This is a genomic window from Bartonella sp. ML69XJBT (assembly GCF_028618515.1).
Lineage (GTDB): Bacteria > Pseudomonadota > Alphaproteobacteria > Rhizobiales > Rhizobiaceae > Bartonella.
In genome coordinates, this window is record NZ_JAQITB010000063.1 from 1 (window position 1) to 5,285 (window position 5,285).

At 39.0% G+C, this 5,285-nt stretch carries 8 protein-coding genes; all 8 read right to left on the minus strand.

Annotated features, from left to right (window positions below):
• Positions 1-87: 87 nt before the first annotated feature.
• Entirely contained in the window at positions 88-606 is a 519-nt protein-coding gene (locus tag PVV68_RS09580; protein ID WP_273782969.1) for a DUF6622 family protein, read from the minus strand.
• A 1-nt stretch (position 607) separates the two neighbouring features.
• On the minus strand, positions 608-1,165 hold the full coding sequence (locus PVV68_RS09585; protein WP_273782970.1) for a hypothetical protein: 558 nt from the start codon (positions 1,163-1,165) through the stop codon (positions 608-610).
• Positions 1,153-1,380, minus strand: a complete 228-nt coding sequence (locus PVV68_RS09590; protein WP_273721660.1) for a hypothetical protein — start codon at positions 1,378-1,380, stop codon at positions 1,153-1,155. Before PVV68_RS09590 ends, PVV68_RS09585 begins: the two co-directional genes overlap by 13 nt.
• A gap of 47 nt (positions 1,381-1,427) precedes the next feature.
• Positions 1,428-1,730, minus strand: coding sequence for a hypothetical protein (locus tag PVV68_RS09595; RefSeq protein WP_273782971.1), 303 nt, complete (start codon positions 1,728-1,730; stop codon positions 1,428-1,430).
• A 581-nt stretch (positions 1,731-2,311) separates the two neighbouring features.
• Positions 2,312-2,506: a hypothetical protein gene (locus tag PVV68_RS09600; protein ID WP_273721665.1), complete on the minus strand. Its 195-nt coding sequence runs from the start codon at positions 2,504-2,506 to the stop codon at positions 2,312-2,314.
• Positions 2,496-3,053, minus strand: a complete 558-nt coding sequence (locus tag PVV68_RS09605; protein ID WP_273782972.1) for a hypothetical protein — start codon at positions 3,051-3,053, stop codon at positions 2,496-2,498. The genes PVV68_RS09600 and PVV68_RS09605 overlap by 11 nt, the downstream gene beginning before the upstream one ends.
• 46 nt (positions 3,054-3,099) lie before the next feature.
• Positions 3,100-3,657 carry a hypothetical protein gene (locus PVV68_RS09610; RefSeq protein WP_273782973.1) on the minus strand — a complete coding sequence of 186 codons (558 nt, stop codon included), beginning with the start codon at positions 3,655-3,657 and terminating at the stop codon, positions 3,100-3,102.
• On the minus strand, positions 3,654-4,190 hold the full coding sequence (locus PVV68_RS09615) for a hypothetical protein (RefSeq protein ID WP_273721670.1): 537 nt from the start codon (positions 4,188-4,190) through the stop codon (positions 3,654-3,656). The genes PVV68_RS09610 and PVV68_RS09615 overlap by 4 nt, the downstream gene beginning before the upstream one ends.
• Between the last annotated feature and the right edge of the window lie 1,095 nt (positions 4,191-5,285).

Below are 5,285 nucleotides of genomic sequence, written 5' to 3' on the forward strand. Positions count from 1 at the left end.
AACTACGAGGCAACGCTGCATTTGTATGCAGCGTTGTTGTTAGGAATAAGCTTCTCTTGAGAGAGTTCTAATGGGAAGCACCCACAGCTAATGGTATAGGGATTCATTTGGATTCTTTCGAAATGCTCTATATAAATTTAATGTGCCGCCCCAAAACACACCATCAGTGAACCCACTTAAAAGACCAAAAAGAAGATTAAAATCAAATGCATATTTCAAATCAGGTTTAACATGGAGAAAAACAATCAATGTGAATTTGATGACAAAAGCGATAAGAATAAATATCAGCGTCAACGGCGTACCAGGCCGAATAATTAAATCCGTTCCCTCTTTGATTTTTAAACGCGGAGTGGCACGCCAGAGCAACCAGCCAACGCCAACGCCGATCATCAGCCCTGCCAACATTGAGAATGCTCCCCAGCATGGGAACGCCAGCTGGTTAATCACATCGCTTCCGCCCAAAAAAAGAAAGACTAACGGCAAGAGAAAAAGGCGGTTAACCTTCATTTCCCTATCTTTCAATGCGATTATTCCCCTCGCAATGAGAAAAATAAGCAAAATCCAAGCCCATAAAGGGGTTCCGGTCAGAATGTTAAACAATGACATATTATGCTCCATGGTGTTTCACGCGATAAAAATATTGCATGATGTGAGGAAGATATTTCGAAAAAAGCATACCAGCACAAATGAAACCCATAGTGACCAACCAAAGCTGGAAGGTCCATGCAAAAAAAGCCACGAGAAGACCATTGGCAAAAAAGACGATGACCCAAATCCACGTAATATATTTATTGATGAGATAAAAGAGGATATGTTTGCGTTGTTCTTCAGAAATACTAGCAGGCGCATAAAAAATGGTAAAGGGTTTCTTTACCAGCAAGCTCATCAATGAAACCAGAGCAAGTGACAGATAGCAAAAAACTGTGGGGTATTTCAGTAAAAGTGTAGACCATCCAGTGAAATCATTAACAAACAGAACAATAACTGTCAGAATGTTCGTAATCATCACCGGTTCTCCCTGTCGGATAATTTTAATATTCACAGCAATAATGGACAATAAAAGCACCGTTAAGATAAGAGAGCGTTCGACCAGAGTTAAAACATTTCCATTGATAATCCAAGAGTGAATACTCCACGGAATAAAAGAGATTATTATGTTAAACATGGTGCATCCTTCTTTTTATATTTGATAGAAAACTGACCGCAAGCTCTTCGTTTTTTAGTTTCCGTATGAATATAAAAAACACCATCTGGTTCACACTCTGTATCCTGTTTAATGGTCAACTGATAGGTATCTCTCGGATAAACTGCTTCAATGAACTTTACTTTTTTCAGCGCAACAGATGCGATATTTTTCGCCCCACACGAAAAAGACTTCATTTTATCTTTCCTTGATGACAAGGTGTGATAATATCGGCTTTTCTTCGCTAGATTTCTTCTTCCAGTTCCTGAATGATTTTCTTCAATTTACGTGTCACGATGACACGCAACAATAAAATACTTGGTAAGAAGAAAAGAGCACCAGCCAAAATCCATGCCAGCGACTCTAAAAGAGCAAAAGAAAGAAAACCTGCTCCACACATCACCTGGTATACAAAGCCAAACACGACCAAAACAGTCACCATAAGTGTAGAGATATGAAATATTCTTTTATAATCCTGTTTTGACAGAACCAAAGCCCCTTCCAACGAAGAAGCAATCCCTTGATTAACCTCTAAATCCTGTTCCATGTTATTTTTCCTCTTTTGCACATCGTCCTAGCAATCCGTCATACTCTTACAATACTCTTTTGCGTTCTCCTTGTGCTTTACGATACAACCACGCACGTTAAATAAAGCCATAAAAAGCATAATGCCATTTACATGAGCGTACAGAATAAGGTTTCTCAAACAGCGAGATGATCTCATAAGCCGATAAGAAGAACTTGCCTTCTACAAACTAACTCCATTTTGCTATTGGGTTGCTTCTTCCCATTGCGGGCTGTTTTTTCCACTGAAGCTCCTGTAGAATGTACAAGAGCGTAAGAATAGGCAAAGAGACAAGAAAACACCCCCAAAATAAAATGGACATTCAAAACATCACATCGCTCATATCCACAAAACAAACCGCCATTTTTTCCAAGGAAGCAGTAAGATCAGAAACTTTGCATAGCTAGGCATTTGAGGCAATCATAATCATCAAAGAAATATTGCCTATGATAACAGCTCTAGAGCCTCTTGTTTTATACTCTTTTCCTGTCAGAACTAGCGTACCTGCAAATGATAAAACAGCGCCTTAATCAAAGCCTAAATCCTGCTCCATCTTATCTTTCCTATTTTGCACACCGCCCTAGCGCTGCGTCACGTTCTTGCAGCACTCTTTTCAGTTCTCTTTTGGCTTTACAATACAACCGTGCACGCTTGATAAACATGTAATAAAGGAGCAAAATTGGCAAAGAAATGGAAAGGCTAACAATCACCCAACATAGACCAGAGAGAACTGTTAATGTTATAAAACTAGCGGTCATTGTTTCCCCCTATAGCATCCTGCGCACGAAGCGCTTCATCTCGTTGTACAATCGCTTCTTCCAATTGTTGAATTGTCTTTCTCAATTTTCTACTCAACTTGACAAAGAACAGTGCAATGATAGGGCTCAATAACAAAGCACACACCCATATAATACTCACCAGCATCATGATAAAGAAGCTTATATCATTCTTCCACCATTCCCAGCCTTTTACAGCAAAGAAAACCTGTAAAATGATATAGAGAAAACAGAAGAAAAAGATAACTTTAAACTCTCTTGGCCAGAGCATCATGGATGTTTTGAAAGAAAGCAGGCGTGCTTTTGCCTCAAGCACTGCATTCTGTTTTTGCATTCCCTTCTTATCACTGTGTAATTTCTGTAATGCATCCTTTTCTTGTATGATGCTCTTTCTCAATTCCTGAGACAGTTTACAGTGCAATCTGAGATATTTGATCAAAAAGTAAGGAACTCTTATGATGACCATAAGCATAAGAATGCCTATGATAATCAGTCCTAACAAACCGAAATATTTTATAAAAATAGCCACTTTTTTCCCCTATCGCATTGTGTGAAGATGTTGTGTTACACTCTCTTCAAGCAAATTTTTCCAATTTTTTTACCGTTCTTTTCACGCCACAATGGAGGAGAGCGTGAAGTATCAAAACCACCGGCAAGAAGAAGACAATACATGCCCAGCTTAAAAGCCACCCTTGGAATACAAACGCGATGACTTTAGAAAAAACAGGGGCCTTGGCTTCCAAACCTGCCAAAAAGATTGCAGATCTTGGATAAAAAGCACCAAAAATCAATGAACACATGAAAGGGATCAACATGATCAAAACAACACAACAGATGATTTTATACTCTCTTCTTGACAAAGCCAAAGATTCTTTAAAGGCAACAGGACTGAACTTTGCCTCAAAAATTGAGTTTTGCGCCCTGCTATGTTTTTCATAACGGCCCAATTTTTGCAGTGCAGCTTTTTTAAGTTTTCGCCCCATGCAAAACAACAAGCCTGCGCGTTTAACAAAAGAATAATAAATGACAAAAACCGTCATAAGAGTAAAAATAAAAATCATAATATATGCTGCACCAATGAGCACACTCATAAATATTGCCCAAACTATGGTCCATAATGAAAAAACAATCACTCTCCCCCCCTATCTATTGCGTAATTGGTATTTTGCAATTCTAACGATTTTTCCCATTGCTGGATCATTCCTTTTACCTCACGCTTCAACACAGCACAGAAAATAAACAAGAGCGGAAAGAATCCGAAAACAAATCCAAAGATGGCTATTGGTATACAACATATCAAAGCCCAAACGCCATTCCATCCAGCAGCCCGCCATAATTCTATAAAATGCTTTTGTAGCAGAGCACCTGCTTCAAAAACCTGTTTTCCAATATTTTCCTGCCCCATTGCTCGAAGATTTTCCTGAGCAATCGCTTCAAACTGCTCCTTGGAGATCACATGAAAATATTCCAGAGGATTGATATAGGCCATAGCGGCAAAAAACACTAATAAGATTACAGCCAAACAACAGATAATGACATAATCTTTTGTTGAGAGAGCCAAGGATTTTTTGAAAGAAAAAAGCTTTGATGCTTCATCAAAAGCTTGCCCCGACACAATAACCGCCTCACTGGCAAGAAATCCGTGTTGTGGTTTGTCTATGGTCATGCAAATACCCCCCATTCCTGAAATGTTTGACAACACACACTAACGTGAGGGATTCATTTAAAGCTTTTTTTACAATTGTGCAAGCTCTCTCATGCTCTTATCAGCACGTTTTTCTCCACCGCTGTGTCATTTCTTTCAATTCACGATCCAAGAGAAAATGGAAGACCAAAATAACTGGCAAGGGTATATAACGAAAAAAAATCGCTTGCGAAATAAGACAATAGAGTAGCCCAAACGCCATTCCACCCAGCAGCGCGCCAATAATTCTGTCCTAGCCATTTTGCTAAAGGCAAGTTTGTTCAAGGATAAATTTTTAAAACTTTCCAGAAATGTTTTGTAAAGATTTTCCTAAACCATTGCTTCAAACGGCTCTTTGGATATCACGGCTCCTTGGAGATCACATGGAAATATTCCAGAAGATCTCCGTACATTATAGCAGCGTAAAATATCACTATTATGAGAGATAAGCAAAAGATAATGACATAATCTTCTATCGAGAGGGGATCGCTTTTTTGAAAGAAAAAAGCTTCGATACTTTATCAATAGCACCCCCAGACACAACAGCTACCTCATTGGCAAGAGACCCGCGTTGTGGTTTGTCTATGGTCATAAAAACACCCCCACACTTTTTCATTATCTGACAACACACACTAACGTGAGAGATTCATTTAAAGCTTTTTTTACAATTGTGCAAGCTCTCTCATGCTCTTATCAGCACGCTTTTTGTTCTTCTCCCCACAAAGAGAAAATTTCATCCCGTTGATAAAAACGACAGAGCAAAGATTGGCAGAAGCGATACCATATTCCACAAACCTCTCCCATCAACAAAACCAATGACTCACCATCCCTTTGATTTGTTTGCTTCTTGCTCGTGGAAAAATTTTTTCAGTGAAAGCCCCAATAGAATAGACAAATGCAGAATATAAAAACTGCAAATGTAGAATGTACAAAAGCGTAGCAAGAAATAAAAAGACGAGAAAACAAGCCCAAAACAAAACGAGCAGGAGAAACATCACCTACCCCATAACCACGCTAGCCACCATTTTTCCCAAAGGAAGCAACAAGATCAGAAACTTTAGAGAGAGAGGCATTTGC

Coding starts and splice junctions, on each gene's coding strand:
- PVV68_RS09585 (WP_273782970.1), bottom strand. CDS start 1,165: ATGTTTAACATAATAATCTCTTTTATTCCGTGGAGTATTCACTCTTGG.
- PVV68_RS09595 (WP_273782971.1), bottom strand. CDS start 1,730: ATGGAACAGGATTTAGAGGTTAATCAAGGGATTGCTTCTTCGTTGGAA.
- PVV68_RS09580 (WP_273782969.1), bottom strand. CDS start 606: ATGTCATTGTTTAACATTCTGACCGGAACCCCTTTATGGGCTTGGATT.
- PVV68_RS09600 (WP_273721665.1), bottom strand. CDS start 2,506: ATGACCGCTAGTTTTATAACATTAACAGTTCTCTCTGGTCTATGTTGG.
- PVV68_RS09615 (WP_273721670.1), bottom strand. CDS start 4,190: ATGACCATAGACAAACCACAACACGGATTTCTTGCCAGTGAGGCGGTT.
- PVV68_RS09590 (WP_273721660.1), bottom strand. CDS start 1,380: ATGAAGTCTTTTTCGTGTGGGGCGAAAAATATCGCATCTGTTGCGCTG.